Source organism: Ruegeria sp. C2 (assembly GCF_056537765.1).
In genome coordinates this window covers 68,601-87,471 of record NZ_JBQFRZ010000006.1, presented here as the reverse complement: position 1 = coordinate 87,471, position 18,871 = coordinate 68,601, and the positions used below count along the sequence as shown (strand labels likewise).

The window sequence follows — 18,871 nt, the reverse complement described above, 5'->3', positions numbered from 1 at the left end:
CCCGGGAGTTGTCGAACCATCAGAAACCGTGATGGCGCGCCCAACAGAATAGAGTGTTTTCTGAAACGCCGGCTTGTCTTAGACAAGGATGTTGCCTCTCGGAGAACCAAATGACTTCGCGTGACGTTTCTGGCCGGAATGCGGACACACCCAAGGGTTTGATCCTTGCTGTAACCGCGTATGTCTTGTGGGGATTTCTTCCTCTGTACATGAAGGCCATGGCGCATGTCGGGCCCGTGGAAATCGTGGCGCATCGGATCATCTGGTCGGTGCCGGTGGCAGGCTTGTTGCTTGTTGTCTTGGGTCGGACAGCTGACCTGAAGGCCGCGCTGCGCAATCCACAGATGTTGGGCATGGCGGCACTTACCGCCGCGTTGATTTCTGTGAACTGGGCAATTTACGTGTGGGCGATTTCTTCGGGGAACGCTTTGGATGCGGCCTTGGGGTATTACATCAACCCACTGTTCAGCATCGCGTTGGGGGCCGTTCTGCTGCGTGAGCCACTGAACAAGACGCAGATGCTGGCCGTTGGTCTGGCCGCGTTGGGCGTACTGGTGCTGGTGGTTCAGGCCGGAACCCTTCCTTGGGCCGCGTTGGGACTGATGGTGAGCTGGGGATTTTATGCCTTTTTCAAGCGTTCGCTCCCAATCGGGCCCAATCAGGGATTTCTGCTGGAGGTCTTGATCCTGCTGATTCCGGCCTTGGCCTATGTGACCTGGCTGGGGGCGACGGGTACGGGGCATTTCGGCACCGCGGTGTCCGACACGATGATGCTGGCGGGGGCGGGCATTGTGACCGCAGTACCCTTGCTGGTCTACGCCAACGGGGCCAAGCTGGTGCGTCTGTCCACGATGGGCGTCCTGCAATATATTGCGCCCACGATGATCTTTATCACTGCCGTCACCCTGTTTGGAGAACAGATCGACAGCGCCCGGATGATCGCCTTCCCGCTGATCTGGGCCGGGCTGGTTGTGTATTCGATTCCGATGATCCGACAGATACGATCTCAGGCCTGAGTGATCAGACGCGCCGCCTCTGCGGCCCATAATGCATAGGCCTTCGGGCTGGGATGATAACCGTCCGGGGCGGCGAGCGCCGGGTCGTCTGGCAGGTCCAACGTCAGATGCCGCACTTGTGGAAAACGGGAGGCCACCTGCTGCAACCCTTGGTCCAAGCGTTTGGCCTGCTGCCCCAAAACCCATGCCAGAGGTTGGGGCAGAGCGGGAAAGCGGTTCATCTGAGGTACTGCCGTCATGATCACTGTCTGCGCGCCCAGCCCATTTGTGAGAAGGCTCATTAGATCCGTTTGCCGCGATTCGAATTGCCCAAGCGAGACAGCGCGCGTGACATCGTTCACGCCAAGGGCGGTGACCACCACATCAAACTGCTGGTCGAGTTTGCTGAGACGATGAATGGTGTCTTGTGTGGTATACCCAGTCGTCGCCTCCAGCTGCCATTCGACCGAGTAGTGCCGCGCCAGACGGCTGGCCAACTGACCCGAGAGCGCCTGACGCTGTGTGCCTGCGCCCACTCCGGCGGCCGAGCTGTCACCGGTAATGAGCAGACGCAGGCGAGGGCCTCGTCCTTCGCGCCCTTCCCGTGGCCCACTGGGTTCGGGCAGCAACTGCGCGTTGCGTCGAACCGAAAGCCCCTGCAGAGCTAGAACAGGCAGCAGAGGTACGCGCAGAAACTGATCGGCGGCCAATGGCATGGTCAGCTCAGGGCGTTCTTGAATTCCAGGAATCGAACATCCTTCATTACGCGTGCCATCATCGCCTCACGTAGGGCGCCGACGGTTTTGTATGGGCGCATGGCGACCTCGAACTCCTGAATCAGGCCGTCATCGTTCAGGGTGATCAGATCGACGCCAACAGCGTCAAGTTCACCCACTTTGCATTGGAACTCAAGCGCCCAGTCCTTACCATCGCCCATAATCCGGCGATAGCGGAAGTCCGAGAACACCTGACCCACGTGACCCAATACGGCGGCAACAGGCGCGCGACCGGTCCAGGTGCTGTAGTAGGTTGGCGGTGAGAACCGCACATCTTCGGCCAGCAATTCATGGATCAGGTTCTCATCGCCTTTCGCGACAACCTCTTGCATGCGTTCGATCGTGGGGTGCATGGGGTCTCCTCTCGGTTGGTGCGAGAGTGACTGAACCATGCCGCACCACGCAAGGGCGACGTTGCGGGAGGTCGCGTGCTGGGATAGGCAGGCGCGCATGAGCGAGACCTATGATCCCCCGCAGACGCCTCTGGACGTGCTGTATGAAGATGCGCAGCTGATTGTCGTGAACAAGCCCTCGGGCCTGCTGTCGGTGCCGGGCCGTGGGGCGCATCTGGCCGATTGTCTTCTGACGCGTGTGCAGGGGGCGTTTCCACAGGCCCTGCTGGTGCATCGGCTGGATCGGGATACATCGGGTGTGATGGTTTTTGCCCAGACGCCGAACGCGCAACGGCACCTGGGGCTGCAATTCGAAAACCGCCAGACTCGTAAAACCTACGTCGCGCGGGTCTGGGGGCAGGTTGAGTCCAAGACTGGCACCGTTGATCTGCCACTGATCGTCGATTGGCCCAATCGCCCACGTCAGATGGTATGTCACGAGACCGGAAAACCCGCGGTCACCGACTGGCGCGTAATCAAGTATGAAGGCGGGACAACGCGCGTGCGACTGTTTCCGAAAACCGGGCGCTCGCATCAGCTGCGCGTGCATATGTTGGCGCTGGGTCATCCGATATTGGGTGATCCTTTCTATGCCGAAGGCCCGGCGCGGGACTTCCCGCGCCTGATGCTGCATTCGGAGGAGTTGCGCCTGAAAAACCCCGAAGGCGGGGTGGCGATGAAATTTCGCGCCAAGGCGGACTTCTAGGCCGTACGGGTCCAGAACACCTTGAGATTACTCAGGGGAAATCGCCGTGCGCGCTGCCTGGGTGCGCAGGGCTGGCGAGTGGCCATGATCTCGCGTTCGATCTCGAACCCGCGCAGAGTATGGTCTTGTGTCCAGCGGTCCAGTTTCAGGGTCATCAGGACGTGATGGTCTCGGCTTGGCATGATGGGTCTCCTTTCCTTTGACCTCACCATTGCCGATCACTCCTGACACCACATTGTCAGGGGGCTGTGCTAGGATGTCAGCAGATCGAACCGGAGACACCGATGCGCCGTTCCACACGACTGTTTGAAATTATCCAGATTCTACGCGCTGCCAATGCTCCCGTTACGGCTGAGTCGCTGGCGGAAAAGCTCGAAGTCTCAGTAAGGACGGTTTATCGCGATATCGCCGCGCTTCAGGCTCAGCGCACGCCGATTGAGGGTGAGGCAGGCGTCGGCTATCTGATGCGGCGTGGCTATGACCTGCCGCCATTGAACTTCGACGCCGAAGAGGTCGAGGCGCTTTGGGTCGGCCTGTCGATGCTCGCCCGTACCGGGGACAGCACCTTGCAGCAGGCTGCAGACAGGGTGTGCCGCAAAATCGAAGCCTTGCGCGCACCTGCCGACTGGTTGCAGGTTGCACCTTGGGGGGCGCCCGCTGACGACCCGGCGAAAGGTTGCGTTCCGGTCGTGAATTACCGTGAGGCGATCCGGGCCGAGCGCAAGATTCGCATCACCTATGTCAATTCCGACGGCGAGCGGACCGAACGCACGGTGCGACCCGTTGCGCTGATCTATCACATCGAATGCACTATGCTGGCCGCCTGGTGCGAGCTGCGAAACGGGTTCCGCCATTTTCGAACGGATCGCATCTGGGCCTGCGATCTGACCGAGGATCATTTTTGCGGACAAGGCCAGCCTTTGCGCGCGATCTGGCAGGAACAGAACCATTGGGATGATCCTGTGCAAACCCACTGAACGGCGGGGAACTGCCGAATTCACCCGATTGTTGCTTGAGCCCGGAGCCAACCGGAGCGATACAGTAGGGCAAAGAACGTGGCCCCCGGCAGAAAAACGGGAGCCAGAGCAGAAGGTTGAATCCATGACGATTTCCAAGTTTTTTGTTGCAGCCGGGCTGAGTTCGGTTTTGGTACTAGGAGCCTGCACGGACCCCGGCACGCTGAACCTGCCCGCCGATCCCAACCAGAACGCCAAGCAAGGTGCGATCATTGGTGGTCTGATCGGGGCCGGGGTAGGCGCGATTGCGAACGATTCCGATCCGCTGCTCGGCGCATTGGCTGGCGGCGCCATCGGGGCTGCTGGTGGCGGTGTCATCGGCAATCAGCTGGACCGGCAGGCGGCAGAACTGCGTCAGCAACTGGCCAATGACGGGATAACCATCACCAATGCCGGGGATCGTTTGATCGTCACCGTGCCGAATGACATCACCTTTGCCACTGACAGCTCGACCGTGAACCCGGCGCTGCGGGCGGATCTGGTGCGGGTCGGGCAGAACCTCGTGCGCTATCCCAACTCAAACGTGCAGGTCATCGGGCATACCGACAGCGACGGAGAGGCATCGTACAATCAGGGCCTGTCTGAACGGCGTGCGCGTTCGGTTGCGGATATCCTGCAGGCCAATGGCGTGAATGGTTCACGCATCACCACGATTGGTCTGGGCGAAAGCCGGCCCGCAGCGTCAAACCTGACGCCGGAAGGCAAAGCCCGGAACCGCCGGGTTGATATCGAGATCATCCCCAGCGGAAACACGTAATATTCAGGGGCACCTACGGGTGCCCCTTTTTCCTGCACAGTGAGTGCGCGTCACCGGGGCTTTGGTCTGGTGCGATCTCGGGCTAACAATTGGGGATACAACGTAACGGAGTTCCCCCATGCCCGACCCGATCCTTGTTGGCCTCTCTGGTTCGCTGCGGCAGGACGCGACCAATCGCAAGCTGCTGCGCGAGGCCGCGCGCCTGTTCGAGCCCGGCACATTTATCGAAGCGGACCTGAACCTGCCCCTCTATGATGGTGACGTTGAGGCGGAACAAGGTATCCCCGAAGCGGTGCAGATACTGGCGGATCAGATTGCACAGGCTGATGCCGTGATCATCTCGACCCCTGAGTACAACAAGGGGCCGTCGGGCGTGTTGAAGAACGCGCTGGACTGGGTCAGCCGGACAAGTGGCAAGCCGTGGGTGGACAAACCCGTGGCTGTGATGTCTGCCGCTGCGGGCCGTGCCGGAGGGGAGCGTGCGCAGATGATCCTGCGGTCATTCATGGTGCCATTCCAACCTCGGATTCTTCAGGGTCCTGAGTTTCATCTGGCGGACAGTTCCAACGAATTCGATGACGAAGGACGGTTGATCAGCGACCGATATGAACACTCCCTTCAAACACTGATGAAAAAACTGCGGGTCGAGGCCGGGTTCTGATCCGCGGGGATGGAATGGAAGCAGAGATCGTCACAGACCTGATCGACCCGACGCGGGCCAATGCGTTACAGGTGTCGCTGGGACAACAGCCGTCGATTGACGCCGGTTTGCCCCTGCCACCGTTTTTCCACCAGCTTTATTTCTGGTCACCTTTGCCGTCGACCGATCTGGGGCGGGATGGGCACCCGAAGGTTGGTCTTGGTCTTATCCCGGATATGGGTCTTCCTCGTCGGATGTGGGCTGGTGGTCGGCTGGAGTTTCATGCGCCATTGATCGCGGGCACTCAAGCCGAACGTCGTTCCGTTCGCGAGAGCGCCAAGAAGAAGACAGGGCGCAGCGGACCGTTGGCTTTTGTCACGCTACGCCACGAGATCTGGCAGCAAGGTGCGCATTGTCTGACCGAATGGCAGGATCTGGTCTATCGCGAGGACCCGTCGCCGGACGCAGCGGCCCCTCAGCGCCCGGAGGCCCGAAAGGATGAAACCGACTTTCGGGAGGTCCGGTTCGATACAACGCTGCTGTTTCGCTATTCGGCACTGACCTTTAACGGGCATCGCATCCACTATGATCTGGATTATGCACGGGACGTTGAAGGGTATACCGGGTTGGTTGTACACGGCCCCCTGCTGGCACAGCTTCTGATGCTCTACGCGACCGAGTTGATGGGTCCACTAACCCGTTTTTCGTTCCGTGCCACGGCCCCGCTGATGCATTTTGAGACAGCTAGCCTTTGCCGAAACGGACGGGATTTCTGGGTGCGCGGACCCGACGGGCGGGAATGCATGCGGGCCGAAGCCTCAGCCTAAGCGCTTTTGCATCGTGATTGAGGTGGTGCGGTCATAACCGGGATGGGCCACCTCTCCGGTTTTCACAAATCCCGTGCGGGCAAAGGCGGTGTGGTTCTCGACAAGCTCGACCCGTGTCTGCAGTTCCAACACCTTCAGCCCCAGCGCTTCCGCACGTGTCTCGGCCTGCGTCACCAGACGGTGGGCGAGGCCGCGCCCGCGTTGGTTCTGATCGACGGCGAGTTTGCTCAGATACAATCGCCCCGGCTTAGGTGTCAGAAAAACCACGGCATCCGGGCGATCCCCGATGACCCAGACCTCACCATCTTGCATCTGATCCCGTAATGCGTCCAGCGACAGACGATGCATCGATGAGGGCGGATCAATGCGCCCCTCCATATAGGCAAAGCTGGTGCGGATCAGGTTCAGGACACCGGGCAGTCTCGGATCTTTTTGGGTCAGGCGTTCAGGTGTTCCGCCAAGGTTGCTCATAAGGAAGCCTCGGGCCGGAAATCCTCGGGGATTTGATCTTTCCCTTCCAACATCAGATCAGCCATCACCTCGGCCACTTTTGGGGCCATGCCGAAGCCGATCTTGAAACCTCCGTTCGCGATGAATTGTCCGTCATGCAAAGGATGCGCGCCCAACATCGGTGCGCGGCTTTTGCTGCGAGGGCGCACTCCGGCCCATCGCTCGATCACCTCAGCCCCATGCAGTAAGGGCAGGGCGCGCGTGGCACGGTCCAGAACATCGTCCAATGCAGCATCGGTGCTGTTTGGGTCATCATAGTCCCGCTCTGACGTCGAGCCGATGGCCAGCGTGCCATCCGCGTGCGGGACGATATGGATGGCATCCGCAAACAGCTGCGGAACCTCGCCTGCATCAAAGCGCAGCAAAGCGGCCTGCCCCTTCACGCCATTGCCGACGGTCTTGCCAAAAGCGCGGCTGAGCTCTTCCAAACCGGCCAGACCCGTGGCGTGAATGACTTGACCTTTGTCGGGGGCCTCTGCCACCACGTCGACCCCCATTACACCCAAGGCGGCAACCAGCGCGGCACAGGCGCGTCTGGGGTGCATACGGGCACTCAGCGTATCATGGATGACAAAGCCCGTGGGGCTTGGTGGACACCAGGATCCGACCTTTGCCACCGGAACCACGTTCCAACTGGCGCGCCCCTGCCAGAGTGTCTCGGCCGTTGTCGCGCGTGCATGCGCAAGGTCCAGATTGCGCTGATCCGCGACGGGTTGCAGCCGACCTAGGCGTGCATAGCCGGGGGAAACGCCCCCCGTCGCCTCAACCTGCTGCCAGAACGGTTTGGCCATGATCAGACTGTCGAACTGAAAGGCTTTCTTGGCGTTCCAGTTTTCGGGCACATGCGGGGCAAGCGCACCCACCAGACCGCCGCTTGATCCCGCGCCGGGACCAAAGGGGTCAACCACCTGCACCCTGGCACCGCGCCGGGCGCAGATCCAGGCGATGGATAGGCCAAAGACGCCTGCGCCGCGCACCGTCACATCGACCATTGCCAATCCCCTTTTCCTTGTTCAGTGTCGCGCAGCCTAGCTACAGGATAACCCGATGGCAGACCAGCGTGCCGAACTGACATGGACCGAGGATCATATCCCGGTTTCTAACCGTTTCGACGATCCCTATTACTCGTTGCAAAACGGGCTGGAAGAGACGCGCCATGTGTTCCTTGCAGGCAACGACCTGCCTGCGCGGTTCACCCCCGGGTTTCGTATTGCGGAGCTGGGGTTTGGCACCGGCCTGAACATGCTGACGGTCTGGTCCGCGTGGGAAGGCGCGGGGCAGACGACCCCGCTACGCTTTACCAGTTTCGAAGCCTTTCCCATGTCCGCCGACGATATGGCACGGGCGTTAGCGGCGTTTCCTGAATTGTCGCTGTGGGCTGAGCGATTTCTGGCTGTCTGGACCGGTCAGGCCTGCACGCTGGACACTTTGCATCTTGAGGTTATCCATGGCGATGCACGCCAGACTTTGCCGCAATGGTCTGGCGCAGCGGACGCATGGTTTCTGGATGGTTTCTCGCCCGCGAAGAACCCTGAATTGTGGGGGGCTGACCTGATGCAGCAGGTGGCGGACCACACGGCCCGTGGTGGCACTGCGGCGACATACACCGCTGCTGGCTTCGTGCGTCGGGGGTTGTCCGATGCGGGGTTCGACGTAACCCGCAGCCCTGGCTTTGGCCGCAAGCGGCACATGACCCGGGCGGCAAAGCCATGAGCCAGAAGAACAACGTCAACGCGGGCATTGCCCTGATGATCGGTGCGACGATCGTATTTGCGTTGCAGGACGGCATCTCACGCCATCTGGCGGGCACCTACAACACCTATATGGTCGTGATGATCCGGTACTGGTTCTTTGCCGCCTTCGTGATTGCCGTGGCGGCGAGATCACCCGGAGGGCTGAGAGCAGCGGCGCAAACCAGCCAGCTAGGGCTGCAGATATTTCGGGGTTTGTTGCTGGCCGGTGAAATTTGTGTGGCAGTCTTCAGCTTTACCATCCTCGGGCTGATCGAAAGCCAGGCGGTGTTCATTTGCTATCCGCTGCTGATTGCCGCGCTCAGCGGTCCGGTTCTGGGCGAGAAAGTCGGCTGGCGGCGCTGGGCCGCCATCGGGGTCGGCTGTATCGGCGTGTTGATCATCCTTCAGCCCGGCGCGGGCGTGTTCAACCCCTGGGCTGTGGTCCCTCTGATCTCAGCCCTTATGTTCGCCGTCTATGGTCTTTTGACCCGATACGCCGCGCGCCGTGACAGCACCGCAACCAGCTTTTTCTGGACTGGCGTCGCCGGGGCGGTGGCAATGACCAGCGTCGGCGTATGGTTCTGGGAGCCGATGGTCGGCAGCGACTGGCTGTGGATGGGTTTGCTGTGCATCACTGGCGTGCTGGGACATTGGCTGCTGATCAAATGTTATGAGATGGCCGAGGCAAGCGCAGTACAGCCCTTCGCCTATTTCCACCTGATGTGGAGCGCAATTCTGGGCATCACCATCTTTGATGAGACGCTGCGCTCTGCGGTCGTGCTGGGCGCAACTCTGGTCATCGCGGCGGGTCTGTTCACTTTATGGCGCGAAAGACGCAAGGGTTGAACCGACCAGTTCCTGCGAGAACGGCACCGGCAGCGGTGATTGTCCGAGACGCGCGCGATACACAGGCAGGCTTTCGGCCACCCGCATGACATAGTTGCGGGTTTCCTTGAAAGGGATCGTCTCGATCCAGTCGATCACATCCACCTCGCCCCGGCGCGGGTCGCCATAACGTTCCATCCACGATATCGGCCTGCGCGGCCCGGCGTTGTAACCAGCCGCCATCATGACCACATTGCCGTTGAAATCCTCGGCGAGGCTGGACAGATAATTCGCGCCCAGTTTGGCATTGTATTGCCAGTCCGAGGTCAGCCGTCCGGTCTTGTGCCCACCGAGAATGCCCAGATCCTGCGCGACCAGTTTTGCCGTCGCGGGCATCACCTGCATCAATCCACGCGCGCCTGCGCCGCTGATGACAACCGGATCGAACTCGCTTTCGCGCCGGGCAATGGCCAGCGTCATTTCTTTCGCCATGGGCAGGCCCATATCGGCAACCGGATGCACGGGATAATAGGCCGCAGGCAGCACTGTGCCCGTGGTCGCTGCGCGTTTGGCGATCATGACGGCCAGATGCGGCTCATTCAGTTCGATCACCAGATCACCCAGCTGAGCGGCTTGCGTCTGATCAAGGCTTTCCACCAGATGGGTCAGGAACCGTTCAGACAGATTGCCTTCACCTGCGCGCAACAGCAGCAGACCAGCCTCCAGCACACTGGAATCAGCAAACGCGGCCTGTTTCCAATGCGGCGCACGGCGCGGATTGGCCAGTTCGCCGTCGAACGGACGCCCGATCCTCTCGGCGGCCAGCAATCCGTAGAACGAGGTTTGATAGTTCGCCCCCGCTGAATAAGCCTCATGCGCTTTGTCCGCATCGCCCAGTGCCGCGTATGCGCGACCTAGCCAATACCCGCCACGCCCTTTCGAAATCGGAGATTGCACGGCCTCCGAAAAGTTCTGGAAATGCCGCACTGCCGTAGCCGGATCATTTAGCCTGCGCAAAGCCAGGAACCCCGCCAACCACTCCAGATCGGCATAGCCATAGCCCATGTCCGGCGTCATGTGGTGATTGGCGGCAATTGCATAGGCGCGCTCGGCGCTGCCCGTGCGCATCTCAAGGCGCGCCAACCTGCGTCGCCCTTCGGCCCATTTGTCAGGCTCTCCCAGAGTCTTCGGGTCGGTCGACCGCGCCAGCATCAGATCGATGGCACTGTCGTCCAGCTCTTTCCGATCGCGCCAGACAAACCGGTCAAAGGCCAGACCTGGCGCGTCGGTCAGGGATTTCGGAACCGCAGCTACCTTGCCATCCACACCATTCTGGCGCTTCTGCAAGGCGATCCGCGCTTCGGCCAGCTTGCGATAATCCGCACTGACCAGAGGCAACATCTGCTCTGCACTGACCAGATTGCCGTCCCACAGCATCCGATCCAGACGTGCTTCGTGATGTGGTTTCAGCAGCTTGCTGAAATTCTCCATATAGGTTTTCTGCAGACCAGCCCCCATAGGCATGGTCCGCCACGCCGTCACGATGTCGGCCTCCGCTTCACCGTGGCGGCCCTTGCTCATCAGTGCGACCGCATAGTTCAATGCGCCTTCGGCAGTTTGCGGCGACATGCCGTCATAGAATTTCAGTACCCGATCCGGGCTTGCGTTGGTGAAAGAAGGTTCGCTCTTTCGGCGTAACCAAGCCAATCCCGGCCAATCCGGGCGCCGCTCCAGGAACACAAGCACATCGCCAGAGCTGCCAAAGCCTTCACGCAGCCAGTGCCAGACAATGATGTCACGCGATACCGATCCCCGTTGACCGGACACACGCAACGCGGCGTTCCAGTCGCCCTTGCGCATCTCGATGAGCCCTGCACGCAGATCACCCACGGCCTCGGCCCGCGCCTGCCCCAAAGATCCCAGAATCACCGCCACCAAAAGCGCCAGAACGCGTGTCATGCCTTGCATTTCCCAACCAACCAAGGATAGAGCCATTCAGGATAAACCTTGCGCCGCCGGGATCAACTCACATCGCGATGATTGTGATCTGCGCGGGCGCAAAAATTGCTAACTGCACCTTAAGGAGCGTGTCATGTTTAAAGGCTCGATGCCAGCCCTCGTCACCCCGTTTTCAGACGGAGCGTTGGACCTGGATACGCTCAAACGCTTGGTGGAATGGCAGATCAAGGAAGGCTCGACCGGTCTGGTGCCGGTGGGAACAACCGGCGAAAGCCCGACGCTCAGCCATGATGAGCATGAAACGGTTGTGGCCGAGGTGGTCAAGGCCGCTGCTGGTCGCGTTCCGGTGATCGCCGGGGCCGGTTCGAACAACACCGTCGAGGCGATCCGATTCGTCCAGTTTGCCAAGAATGTGGGTGCGGATGCCGCTTTGGTAGTCACGCCCTACTATAACAAGCCGACGCAAAAGGGCCTGCTGGAACATTTCCGTGCGCTGCATGAATGTGCCGACATCCCGATCATCATCTACAACATCCCAGGCCGTTCGGTCATCGACATGACGCCGGAGACAATGGGTGAACTGGCCAAGCTACCGCGTATCGTCGGCGTCAAGGATGCCACAGGTGATCTGGCGCGTGTCAGCCAGCAACGTGCCTCCTGCGGGGGCGATTTCTGCCAGCTGTCGGGTGAGGACGCGACCGCGCTGGGCTTTAACGCCCATGGCGGCGTCGGCTGCATTTCGGTGACGGCCAACGTGGCCCCGAAACTCTGCGCGGAATTCCAGCAGGCAACACTTGCGGGCGACTATACCAAAGCGCTGCAATATCAGGACCGCCTGATGCCCCTGCACGAGGCGATCTTTATCGAACCCGGTCTGGTTGGTGCCAAATACGCCCTCAGCAAACTCGGCCTCTGCAGCACTGAGGTGCGCTGCCCCCTGACCGAACTGGAAGACGGCACAAAAACCGCCATCGACGCAGCGATGGCCCATGCGGGCTTGATCTAAACCAACGCGATACAGCAAAGGGCGGCCTCGAACCCCGAGCGCCGCCCTTTCTTTTGCCGGATCCAGACTTCATCTGGCTAAAAATATCCCGGGGGAGTCGCGGCCCGCCGCGGCGGGGGCAGAGCCCCCTCTACCGTTTCCCGTAATACAACCCTACGACATGTTCGGCCTGCGCAAAGAACAGCCAACGAGAAACCACGACCCCGGCCAGATGCGACAATACGGCGAGAAGCGCAAAGAGATGTTTGATCGCCACGCCAGAGACAGGGATCAGGATCAGCGCCAAAGGCAGCACAAAAGCGAGGCCGAAGGCAATCATGCGCAATTTCTGCGCGTGCTTGCGGCCGACAACGTGGACGAACTCGCGCAGCAGATAGTTGGTTCCGGTGTGCGGCGGCTCGAATGCGCGTACCGCGCCCCGGCTTCCCAATCCTGTCGCGGTGCCCAGAGTTGTTCCCGAACGCTCCAGCGCGCCATCACCTTTGGCCCAGTAGGCAAGCTGCACTGCTCCGGCGATGGCCAGCAGCCACGGTGCGAGCATCTCAGCTCCGGCCAATAACGCGCCGCCTGCCAGACTGAAGGACAGGAACATTGCGGGCGTCAGGTTCATGTTCCAACGCGGGATCGTTTTGAGCTGAGTGTAGATCATCGAGGTGGTGAACACGGTCGTCAGGCTGAGTATCGCTCCGAGCCAACCCAATACGATCGAGTGACTTTGCCAAAAAACGGCACCAAGTGCGTAAAGCCCCATGACGACAAGCGCCGCCACGGCGCAGACGCCTTCCCGGCTGAGCCAGCTGGACCGCCATTGGCTAAAGGCTTTCCAGGCGCGCTCGGGGTGGCCCAGATGGAAGGTTGAGGCCAGCAATCCGCCCACCGCCAGCGCATAGGCAATGAGGTAGAAAACAAACGCGACAAACCCCGTCACTCCGGGTTGACCGAGACCCAGAAAGAACAGCAGGCCAAAACCCAGGCCGGACAATGTGGTGAAGAGGATAACGGAAGGGGCTGGATGCATCAGAGTTTCTCCAGCGTCTTGTCGAGCCAGCCAAGGAAGCCATTGGGTTCTTCGGCCACGGGGGCCAGTAGTGGGGCGAGAATGTCGATCTGGTCTTCCACCTGATCCTTGGGGCGCGGTGGCAGGTATTTGTTGACCGGTTTGGTGCCCATCTCGGGCATCAGGTCCATACCTTTGCGTTCGGCAACCAGCTTGCTGACATCACTGTCCGGATCGCCCAGATCACCGAAATGCCGCGCGCCGGCCGGGCAGGTGCGAACACAGGACGGGACCCGGTCCACCTCGGGCAGGTTCTCGTTGTATATGCGATCGACGCAGAGGGTGCATTTCTTCATCACACCTTCGGCTATGTCCAACTCGCGTGCGCCATAGGGGCAAGACCAGGCGCAGAGGCCACAGCCGATGCAATCGCTTTCGTTGACCAAAACGATGCCATCTTCGGCGCGTTTATAGCTGGCCCCGGTGGGGCAGACGGTGACGCAAGGTGCATCCTCGCAATGCAGGCAGGATTTTGGGAAATGAATCAGCTGAGCGGGCCCCTGATCCGGTTGCACCTCATAGGAATGCACCCGATTCAGGAAGGTGCCGGACGGGTTGCTGCCATAGGCGTCCTGATCCGACAGCGGTGCGCCGTAGTTTTCGGTGTTCCAACCTTTGCAGGAGATCACGCAGGCGTGGCAGCCGACGCAGGTGTCGAGGTCGATGACCAGACCCATCTTGCGCTCGGTGGATTGGGGGAGCTGGGTCATGTCAGCGAACCTCTGCTGGTGAGGTGAGGGCAGGGGGCCAGCCCCCTCTTGAGCCTGCGGCTCAATTCACCCTCGAGATATTTTTGGCCAGATAAAGTGCGGATCCGGATCATTTGCCAACCTTCCATGCCAGGTCCTTTGGTCCGGTGCCAACGGGCGACTTGATTGGGGCAAATTCGGGCTGGCTTTCGGCATCCGTCGGAGGACCGGCTTTTTCGATTTTGACCTTCAGATCGAACCACGCGGCCTGACCGGTGACCGGATCGGAATTGGCCCAGCGCAGGCCATCGCCCTTCGGTGGAAGAAGCTCATGGATCAGGTGGTTCAGCAGGAAACCCTTGGTGGCTTCGGGTGCATCCTCCTGCAGGGCCCAGGCGCCTTTGCGTTTGCCGATGGCGTTCCACGTCCAGACGGTGTTCTCGTTCAGCGCGGCCATTTCCATCACGGGCACGGTGATTTCCCCGTGCGGAGAGCTGACTTTCGCCCAATCGCCATCTTGCAGACCGTGTTCCCGCATCAACTTCGTGGGCACGTAGAGCGGATTGCGCCCGTGAAGCTGCCGCAGCCACGCGTTCTGGGTGCCCCAGCTGTGATACATCGCCATCGGGCGTTGAGTCAGGGCGTTGACGGTGAAGCCCTCGTTGCCCTGCTGATCGGTTTCGTACCAGATTGGCAGCGGGTCCATAGTGTCCTTGATGCGCTGACGCAGGTGTTCAGGCGGCTGACGATCGCTATGCCCTTCGGCAGCCAGTTGGAACTTGCGCATCGGTTCGGAATAGAGCTGGAACAGATAGGGTTGAGGGCTGTCATAGATGCCCATGCCCACAGCCCAGTCCTGATAAGCCGTGTTCCAAGGTTTGTAGTAATCCGCACCTTCGGGAATATGCGCGACGTAGAAGCCGCCGTTTTCGATGTAGCGGTTCAACTGCTCGGGATTGACCTCGCCGCGCCCTTCCTTGTCGCCGTTTTCGCCGCGGAACCCAGCGAGCGGGCCGATGCCCGGTTTGCGTTGGTGGTTGACGATGTAGTCAGCGTAGTCTTTCCACTTGGGTGTACCATCCTCGTTGGTGAAACCCGGCAGGCTCATGCGGTTAGCGAGTTCGATCAGGACCGACTGAAAACCGCGCACGTCGCGGTCAGGTTCAATCACCGGCCAGCGGATCGCGTCGGCGGCGGCATCGGCCTCGCAGATTGGGCGATCGAGCAGCGAGATGCAGTCGTGCCGTTCCAGATAAGTGGTGTCGGGCAGGATCAGGTCTGCATAAGCGACCATTTCCGAGGAATAGGCATCGGAATAGATGATCCTGGGGATGACGTATTTGCCATCTTCGTTCTTTGCCGACAGCATCTCCATCACACCTTTGGTGTTCATGGATGAGTTCCATGACATGTTCGCCATATACATGAACAGCGTGTCGATCTTGTAGGGATCGCCCGCGGCGGCGTTCGAGATCACCATATGCATGAGCCCGTGGGCCGACATCGGGTTTTCCCAGGTGAACGCCTTGTCAATTCGTTGCGGCGTGCCGCAATCGTCGATCAGAAGATCTTCTGGGCCGCGTGGGAAGCCCAAATGCGGGCCTTCCAGCGGGCGGCCGGGGCGACGGTCGCCATGCGGGGTGGGGTGCGCCTCGACCGGTTTGGGGTAAGGTGGCTTGAAGCGGAAGCCGCCGGGTACTTCGACCGTGCCCAACAGGATTTGCAGTACATGGAGTGACCGGCAGGTTTGGAACCCGTTGGCATGGGCTGAAATCCCGCGCATGGCATGAAAGCTGACCGGACGACCGACCATTTTCGAGTGAGTCTCGCCCCGGAAATCGGTCCATTCGTGATCCAGCTCGATGGCTTCGTCAAAGGCGACACGGGCGATCTCGGCGGCGATGGCGCGGATGCGTTTGGCAGGGATACCGCAGCGTTCGGCGACGGCCTCGGGGGCATGGTCGTCGGAGAGGTATTTCTCGGCCATGAGGTGGAAGACAGGGCGATGAGTGACACCGTCTTTTTCATAGGTGGCCGACAGGTCCGGACGGACGCCGGGTTCGTCGAAGGCGGTCGGTTCGCCGGTGATGCGGTCGATCACCAGAGGTTTGCCATCCGCGTCGCGCAGGAACAGACCTTTTTCAGGACCTTCAGCAGCGTTCACCAGAACCGGCGCATTGGTGTAACGGCTGAGGTAGTCGAGGTCGATCTTGCCCGCTTTCATCAGCACGTGAATCAGCGACAGGATGAACAGCCCATCGGTGCCCGGTGTAATCCCGACCCAATCGTCCGCCACAGCGTTATAGCCCGAGCGGATCGGGTTTACCCCGATCACGCGTGCGCCACGATTCTTGATCTTGCCGATGCCCATCTTGATCGGGTTGCTGTCATGATCCTCGGCCACACCAAACAACATGAACAGTTTGGTATGGTCCCAATCGGGCTGGCCGAACTCCCAGAACGCGCCGCCCATGGTATAGATGCCACCCGCCGCCATGTTGACCGAGCAGAACCCGCCGTGGGCCGCGTAGTTCGGGGTGCCGAAATTTTGTGCCCAGAAAGACGTGAAGCTCTGGCTCTGATCGCGGCCGGTGAAAAAGGCCAGTTTTTGCGGTGCGGTTTCGTGCAGCTCGTTCAGCCAGCCGACGGCTGTGCTGATTGCTTCGTCCCATTCAATCTCGCGGAACTCACCTGATCCGCGTGGCCCAACCCTGCGCAGCGGTTTGCGCAGGCGCGACGGGGCGTTGACCTGCATGATCCCGGCGCTGCCTTTGGCGCACAGAACGCCCTTGTTCACAGGATGGTCACGGTTGCCTTCGATATAGGCGACCTTGCCATCTTTCATATGCACGTTGATGCCGCAGCGGCAGGCACACATGTAGCATGTTGTGCGCCGAACCTCGTCTGAAACCTTGGGCGACAGGTCGATCTTGGGCTGCTGCATTTCGTAAATTCTCTCCCTGCGGCCGATCGCCTTATTGCCCGAGCCTTGTTGCCATTCTTGAGAGTTCTGGCGCCAGGCTCAAGCTTTTCGTTACTTTTCCGGAGGTTTTCCGGTTTTTAGAAACAAACATATGAGGGCCGGACCCATCGGACCCGGCCCACACATCACATTATTGAGGACGCATGTCGCCTGCGTCGATGCCCGCCACTTCGACAGGCTTCTTCATGGCGTCACGGCGGAAGGGCTCGCCCAGTTCCTGATTGATCATGGCTTCGATCAGGGTGGTGATGCCGTTTTTCTGATCTTCAACAGCCTGTGCCAGCGCCGCGGTTAGCTCATCCATGGTGCGGGCTATGACACCTTTCAAACCACAGGCCTGCGCGATACCGGCGTAAGACACCTTGGTGTCCAGTTCGGTGCCGACGAAGTTGTCGTCATACCACAGGGTCGAGTTCCGCTTTTCCGCGCCCCATTGGTAATTGCGGAACACCACCTGTGTGATTGCGGGCCATTCCTCGCGACCGATTGCCGTCAACTCGGTCACCGCGATGCCGAACGCACCGTCGCCCGAGAAACCAACCACAGGCGTATCCGGGCAGCCGATCTTGGCGCCGATCACCGATGGCAGGCCATAGCCGCAGGGACCGAACAGGCCGGGGGCCAGATACTTGCGGCCTTCTTCGAAGGACGGATAAGCGTTGCCGATGGCGCAGTTGTTGCCGATATCGGACGAGATGATGGCTTCTTTCGGCAGAGCGGACTGAATCGCACGCCATGCCATCCGGGGGCTCATCCAATCGGGCTTGGCCGAGCGGGCGCGTTCGTTCCAGGTGGTGCCCGGGTCGTCGTTTTCGTGGTCCATCGACGACAGCTCCTGCGCCCAGGCCGATTTGGTCGTGGCGATCAGGTCCTTGCGCGCCTGGCGTCCTTCGTCGCCTGCGGTCCCGGACAGTTTTTCCAGCAGGGTTTCGGCAACCTTCTTCGCGTCGCCAACGATACCGACGGTGACGGGTTTGGTCAGACCGATACGCTCGGGTTTGACGTCAACCTGAATGATCTTCGCCTCGGTCGGCCAATAGTCGATGCCGTAGCCGGGCAAGGTCGAGAACGGGTTCAGTCGAGTACCCAGTGCCAGAACAACATCCGCCTTCGAGATCAGCTGCATCCCGGCTTTCGAGCCATTGTAGCCCAGGGGGCCAGCGTGCAGCGGGTGCGAGCCGGGGAAGGCGTCATTATGCTGATAGCCGCAGCAGACCGGCGCATCCAGACGTTCAGCCAGCGCAGCGGTTGATGGAATGGCACCGGCCAGAACCACGCCCGCGCCGTTCAGGATCACCGGGAAACGCGCGTTCGACAGCAGTTCAGCAGCCTGATCCAGCGCCGCTTCACCGCCCGAGGGCAGTTCGAAATCGACGATGCGGGGCAGTTCGATATCGACGACCTGCGTGAAGTAATCGCGCGGCACGTTGATCTGTGCCGGGGCGCTATAGCGCTTGGCGTTCTGGATCACGCGGCTCAGCACCTCGGCCATGCGCGAGGGGTCGCGAACTTCTTCCTGATAGCAGACGCAGTCGGCAAACATGTTCATCTGCTCGATTTCCTGGAAACCGCCCTGGCCAACGGTCTTGTTCGCGGCCTGCGGGGTCACCAGCAGCAGCGGCGTGTGGTTCCAGTAGGCGGTCTTTACGGCCGTCACGAAGTTCGAGATGCCGGGGCCGTTCTGCGCGATCATCATCGACATCTTGCCGGTGGCACGGGTGTAGCCATCTGCCATCATTCCGCCCGAGCCTTCGTGGGCGCAGTCCCAGAAGGTGATACCGGCTTTGGGGAAGATATCGGAAATCGGCATGAAGGCCGAACCGATGATGCCGAACGCATGTTCAATCCCATGCATCTGCAGCGTTTTTACAAAGGCTTCTTCGGTGGTCATTTTCATCTGCGTGTTCTCCGATCATGGATGGCTGTAACGGGATCTCTCGCCCCTGTTTTCCGCTCGGTTTTGACCCAAGGGTGACTGTGGCGTTAGGGCCAGAACCAAC

General features: G+C 60.4%; 19 protein-coding genes. 9 read left to right on the top strand and 10 right to left on the bottom strand.

All coding sequences use genetic code 11. From position 1 onward, the window contains the following. Positions 1-110: 110 nt before the first annotated feature. The gene (gene rarD / locus ACR0IV_RS16705) at positions 111-1,016 is read left to right on the top strand and encodes an EamA family transporter RarD (RefSeq protein ID WP_480471754.1); all 906 of its coding nucleotides are present in this window, start codon (positions 111-113) and stop codon (positions 1,014-1,016) included. Here the strand turns inward: rarD and ACR0IV_RS16700 are convergent. Together ACR0IV_RS16700 and ACR0IV_RS16695 are read right to left on the bottom strand one after the other, a co-directional pair. After that, positions 1,007-1,711, bottom strand: coding sequence for an SGNH/GDSL hydrolase family protein (locus ACR0IV_RS16700; RefSeq protein ID WP_480659769.1), 705 nt, complete (start codon positions 1,709-1,711; stop codon positions 1,007-1,009). The genes rarD and ACR0IV_RS16700 overlap by 10 nt on opposite strands. A gap of 2 nt (positions 1,712-1,713) precedes the next feature. After that, complete coding sequence (locus ACR0IV_RS16695; protein WP_480659768.1) at positions 1,714-2,124, bottom strand: nuclear transport factor 2 family protein; 411 nt, start codon at positions 2,122-2,124, stop codon at positions 1,714-1,716. 97 nt (positions 2,125-2,221) lie between these two features. Between ACR0IV_RS16695 and ACR0IV_RS16690 the strand changes: the two genes are divergently transcribed. Continuing rightward, positions 2,222-2,869 (top strand): RluA family pseudouridine synthase, encoded by a 648-nt coding sequence (locus ACR0IV_RS16690; protein WP_480659766.1) that lies wholly within the window; start codon positions 2,222-2,224, stop codon positions 2,867-2,869. Here ACR0IV_RS16690 and ACR0IV_RS16685 read toward each other — a convergent pair. After that, on the bottom strand, positions 2,866-3,051 hold the full coding sequence (locus ACR0IV_RS16685) for a hypothetical protein (RefSeq protein WP_480471758.1): 186 nt from the start codon (positions 3,049-3,051) through the stop codon (positions 2,866-2,868). The two genes, ACR0IV_RS16690 and ACR0IV_RS16685, sit on opposite strands and share 4 nt — an antisense overlap. Positions 3,052-3,153: 102 nt before the next feature. Here ACR0IV_RS16685 and ACR0IV_RS16680 point away from each other — a divergent pair, with 102 nt between their 5' ends. From ACR0IV_RS16680 to ACR0IV_RS16665, 4 genes are all read left to right on the top strand, one after another. Then, the gene (locus ACR0IV_RS16680; protein WP_480471759.1) at positions 3,154-3,846 is read left to right on the top strand and encodes a helix-turn-helix transcriptional regulator; all 693 of its coding nucleotides are present in this window, start codon (positions 3,154-3,156) and stop codon (positions 3,844-3,846) included. Between the two features lie 124 nt (positions 3,847-3,970). Beyond that, entirely contained in the window at positions 3,971-4,642 is a 672-nt protein-coding gene (locus tag ACR0IV_RS16675) for a YiaD family glycine zipper/OmpA-like lipoprotein (protein ID WP_480471760.1), read from the top strand. A gap of 118 nt (positions 4,643-4,760) precedes the next feature. Then, a complete protein-coding gene (locus ACR0IV_RS16670; protein WP_480659765.1) occupies positions 4,761-5,303 on the top strand; it encodes an NADPH-dependent FMN reductase in 543 nt (180 codons plus the stop codon). A 14-nt stretch (positions 5,304-5,317) separates the two neighbouring features. Next, positions 5,318-6,109 carry an HTD2 family dehydratase gene (locus ACR0IV_RS16665; protein WP_480659764.1) on the top strand — a complete coding sequence of 264 codons (792 nt, stop codon included), beginning with the start codon at positions 5,318-5,320 and terminating at the stop codon, positions 6,107-6,109. On the opposite strand, the gene ACR0IV_RS16660 is transcribed toward ACR0IV_RS16665, so the two are convergent. Further along, positions 6,101-6,580, bottom strand: a complete 480-nt coding sequence (locus tag ACR0IV_RS16660) for a GNAT family N-acetyltransferase (protein ID WP_480659763.1) — start codon at positions 6,578-6,580, stop codon at positions 6,101-6,103. The genes ACR0IV_RS16665 and ACR0IV_RS16660 overlap by 9 nt on opposite strands. Then, entirely contained in the window at positions 6,577-7,611 is a 1,035-nt protein-coding gene (locus ACR0IV_RS16655; protein ID WP_480659762.1) for an NAD(P)/FAD-dependent oxidoreductase, read from the bottom strand. Before ACR0IV_RS16655 ends, ACR0IV_RS16660 begins: the two co-directional genes overlap by 4 nt. A 55-nt stretch (positions 7,612-7,666) precedes the next feature. Here ACR0IV_RS16655 and mnmC2 point away from each other — a divergent pair, with 55 nt between their 5' ends. Together mnmC2 and ACR0IV_RS16645 are read left to right on the top strand one after the other, a co-directional pair. Continuing rightward, complete coding sequence (gene mnmC2 / locus ACR0IV_RS16650) at positions 7,667-8,332, top strand: tRNA (5-methylaminomethyl-2-thiouridine)(34)-methyltransferase MnmC2 (protein WP_480659761.1); 666 nt, start codon at positions 7,667-7,669, stop codon at positions 8,330-8,332. Continuing rightward, positions 8,329-9,198 carry a DMT family transporter gene (locus ACR0IV_RS16645; RefSeq protein ID WP_480659760.1) on the top strand — a complete coding sequence of 290 codons (870 nt, stop codon included), beginning with the start codon at positions 8,329-8,331 and terminating at the stop codon, positions 9,196-9,198. The genes mnmC2 and ACR0IV_RS16645 overlap by 4 nt, the downstream gene beginning before the upstream one ends. On the opposite strand, the gene ACR0IV_RS16640 is transcribed toward ACR0IV_RS16645, so the two are convergent. After that, positions 9,172-11,136, bottom strand: coding sequence for a lytic transglycosylase domain-containing protein (locus tag ACR0IV_RS16640; protein WP_480659759.1), 1,965 nt, complete (start codon positions 11,134-11,136; stop codon positions 9,172-9,174). The two genes, ACR0IV_RS16645 and ACR0IV_RS16640, sit on opposite strands and share 27 nt — an antisense overlap. Before the next feature lie 133 nt (positions 11,137-11,269). Between ACR0IV_RS16640 and dapA the strand changes: the two genes are divergently transcribed. Beyond that, positions 11,270-12,142 carry a 4-hydroxy-tetrahydrodipicolinate synthase gene (gene dapA, locus ACR0IV_RS16635; protein WP_480659758.1) on the top strand — a complete coding sequence of 291 codons (873 nt, stop codon included), beginning with the start codon at positions 11,270-11,272 and terminating at the stop codon, positions 12,140-12,142. 130 nt (positions 12,143-12,272) lie between these two features. Here dapA and ACR0IV_RS16630 read toward each other — a convergent pair whose 3' ends face one another. The 4 genes from ACR0IV_RS16630 to xsc all read right to left on the bottom strand — a co-directional run bounded on the left by ACR0IV_RS16630 (position 12,273) and on the right by xsc (position 18,768). After that, positions 12,273-13,160: a dimethyl sulfoxide reductase anchor subunit family protein gene (locus tag ACR0IV_RS16630; RefSeq protein ID WP_480659757.1), complete on the bottom strand. Its 888-nt coding sequence runs from the start codon at positions 13,158-13,160 to the stop codon at positions 12,273-12,275. Next, positions 13,160-13,909, bottom strand: coding sequence for a 4Fe-4S dicluster domain-containing protein (locus ACR0IV_RS16625; protein WP_480659756.1), 750 nt, complete (start codon positions 13,907-13,909; stop codon positions 13,160-13,162). The genes ACR0IV_RS16630 and ACR0IV_RS16625 overlap by 1 nt, the downstream gene beginning before the upstream one ends. 109 nt (positions 13,910-14,018) lie before the next feature. Continuing rightward, positions 14,019-16,832 carry a molybdopterin oxidoreductase family protein gene (locus tag ACR0IV_RS16620; RefSeq protein ID WP_480659755.1) on the bottom strand — a complete coding sequence of 938 codons (2,814 nt, stop codon included), beginning with the start codon at positions 16,830-16,832 and terminating at the stop codon, positions 14,019-14,021. Between the two features lie 169 nt (positions 16,833-17,001). Next, on the bottom strand, positions 17,002-18,768 hold the full coding sequence (xsc, locus tag ACR0IV_RS16615; RefSeq protein WP_480471772.1) for a sulfoacetaldehyde acetyltransferase: 1,767 nt from the start codon (positions 18,766-18,768) through the stop codon (positions 17,002-17,004). Positions 18,769-18,871 lie beyond the last annotated feature (103 nt).